2 protein-coding genes are annotated in these 2601 nt (G+C 38.2%); one reads left to right on the top strand and one right to left on the bottom strand.

What is annotated here, in order from left to right; all coding sequences use genetic code 11:
- Nucleotides 1-463 precede the first annotated feature (463 nt).
- A protein-coding gene (locus tag VGT41_06425) for an IS630 family transposase (protein ID HEV2601897.1) occupies nt 464-1620 on the top strand; the annotation gives its coding sequence in 2 pieces (ribosomal slippage) (nt 464-896 and nt 896-1620; 1158 coding nt in all).
- 29 nt (nt 1621-1649) lie between these two features.
- On the opposite strand, the gene VGT41_06420 is transcribed toward VGT41_06425, so the two are convergent.
- Nucleotides 1650-2405: an IS5 family transposase gene (locus VGT41_06420; protein HEV2601896.1), complete on the bottom strand. Its 756-nt coding sequence runs from the start codon at nt 2403-2405 to the stop codon at nt 1650-1652.
- Between the last annotated feature and the right edge of the window lie 196 nt (nt 2406-2601).

The following is a 2601-nucleotide window of genomic DNA, read 5'->3' as shown; positions in this document are numbered from 1 at the left end:
TAACTCTCTATAAAAAGATTTTTAATAAAATATCAAACAATTCTTACTTATCAGATTCGGGAGGGTGGGCGCAACCTTATTTTTTAGGAGAAAGTTCTGCATAGGAGGAGTTATGCTCAACTTTGCAACAGACCTACGCCTCTGGCATCTTCCCTCGCGCTATATACCAAATTCCTTCCATAAGCCTCCTTAAGGGCGCTTCTTGCCGCGTATGTATTCCTTTCTCGGTCCTTAAAAATTGATAAATTTGTTCCCAATCTTTACTCTTCTATGTAATACTGCATGGTGGTAGTTTCTTTTTGTTGTTTCACAAAGAAACTACCACTTTCTTTTAAATTTTTAAATTTTGTTCACAAGAACCTAGTACGTCATTTCACTAATTGTGATACCCTGAATGATTCTGTAAAGTTTAATTAAAATGTGTTACCTTTTCGTTGAAAAAAACAAAAAGAAGAGGTAACGCATGGAAAAGTATACCGTAAAGTTAACAAAGGAAGAACGGGAAAATTTATCTTCTATGACAAAAAGAGGAAAGCATGCTGCCTCCAAAATCCTGCATGCCCGAATTTTACTGGCAACTGATGAAGGTGATTATGCGGATGGCGAATCAATTAAAACAGATAAAGCGGTAGCAAAACTCCTTGATATTACAGGATTAACCGTACAAAGAGTTCGCAAGCGCCTTGTTGATGAAGGACTGGAAGCGGCTCTGTTACGTAAAAAACATACCCGAACGAGACCCAGAAAAATAACGGGCCAAGAAGAAGCACATTTAATTGCCATATGTTGTTCATCGCCTCCGGAAGGAAGAAGTCGTTGGACATTAAAACTTCTGTCGGATCGATTGGTTGCAATGGAAGTGGTCGAGAGCATTTCTCCTGCAACTGTATGTCGGGTATTAAAAAAAATGAATTAAAACCATGGCAAAAACGAGAATGGTGCATCCCCCCTGAATCTGATGCAGAATTTGTTTGTAAAATGGAAGACGTTTTAGACACCTACAAAAAGCCCTATGACGAAAAACGCCCCCTTGTTTGTATGGATGAGACAAACAAACAACTTACGAAAGAAATATGTTCTCCAATACCTGTAAAACCTGGAGAAACTGAGCGTTATGACACTGAATATGAAAGGAATGGAACCAGCAATATTTTTATGGCTTGCGAGCCGCTTACAGGCAAGCGGCACGTAAAGGTAACGGATCGTCGTACAAAAGTTGATTGGGCGCATTTTGTTAAAGAATTAACGGATGTACACTATCCAAATGTCGACAGAATTGTGTTGGTGATGGACAACTTGAATACACACACGGGGTCATCATTATATGAGGCATTTTCACCATCTGAAGCAAAAAGAATATTGGATAAATTAGAGATTCATTATACGCCCAAGCATGGAAGTTGGCTGAATATGGCAGAAATTGAGCTGAGTCACTTGAGTCGCCAGTGCTTAGATCGCAGAATCCCAGAGAAGGAAATTCTTATTTCCGAGATCAATGCATGGTGCAAAATGAGAAATGAAGAAAAGTCAGTTGTGAATTGGCAATTCACCACTGATGATGCACGCATTAAACTAAAAAGGCTTTATCCTGCTCTTCTTCCTGGGTATCAAAATCAATGATTTACTGTACTAGGTTCCATCCACTTTTGTCACCTAAGCCAAATAATGGTAGAAGCAAAGGCTAAAAAACCCATATAAGCGAGAGCCATCTTATCAAACCTTGAGAAGATTCGCCTAAAATGTTTTACCTTGGCAAAGAAACATTCTATCAAATGTCTTTCTTTATATAAGGAGTAATCGACCTCTCTTTGAATTTTTCGGTTTGAACGTGGAGGTATGACAGCCTTACAGTTTTGCGATATGATTTGGTTAATAAATTCATCACTGTCAAAAGCCTTATCTCCAAGGATATTAGCCCCTGTGATGCCTTGAATAAGTTTTGGAGCTTGTTTGATTTCACTGCTTTGTCCGGGCGTCAAAATAAACCTAATAGGCAACCCCAACGCATCAACAAGAGCGTGAATTTTTGTTGTAAATCCTCCCTTACTGCGACCTAAAGCTTGCTCTTCTTGAGAATCTTTTTGATAACCGCTTGCACATGCATGAGCTCGAATGACACTCCCATCAATTAAAAATGACTCTGCATCACAGTCTTTGGAAAAATGAAAAAGTATTTCATTCCAAATTTCTTTCTTAGCCCATGATATAAAACGCTTGTGTATGCTTTTGTAATTTCCATAATATTTTGGGAGTTCTATCCATTGGGCTCCTGTTCTCATTACAAAGGACACGGCTTCTAAGAATTTCCTTGTTTTTTCACGTTTTTTACAATAAACCCCTTTCAATTCTCTTACGTACATAAAAATCTTTTCAAAAGCCTCTTCGGTGATGTAATACTTTTCCATGGTAGCGTTCCTTTATTGCAATTGATTGAACGCTACCGTTTATACAATCCTTTTATTATTTTAGCAAAAGTGGATGGAGCCTAGTAAAAATGAGGGCATACCTAATAACGTGCACTTTTATCCAGGATGTCACGGTAAATATAGCTGATCTCCTACGAATTGATCACATAGGATGTAGGGATTTAGCCATTTTTTA

The sequence above is a fragment of the Candidatus Babeliales bacterium genome, assembly GCA_035944115.1.
In the GTDB taxonomy this organism is placed as follows: Bacteria; Babelota; Babeliae; order Babelales; family Vermiphilaceae; genus DASZBJ01.
The sequence above is the reverse complement of the archived record's forward strand: the minus strand, read 5'-3'. Positions and strand labels throughout refer to the sequence as shown.

What these genes read in the sequence shown, in the direction of transcription:
- VGT41_06420 (HEV2601896.1), bottom strand. Translation starts at nt 2,405, where the DNA reads ATGGAAAAGTATTACATCACCGAAGAGGCTTTTGAAAAGATTTTTATG.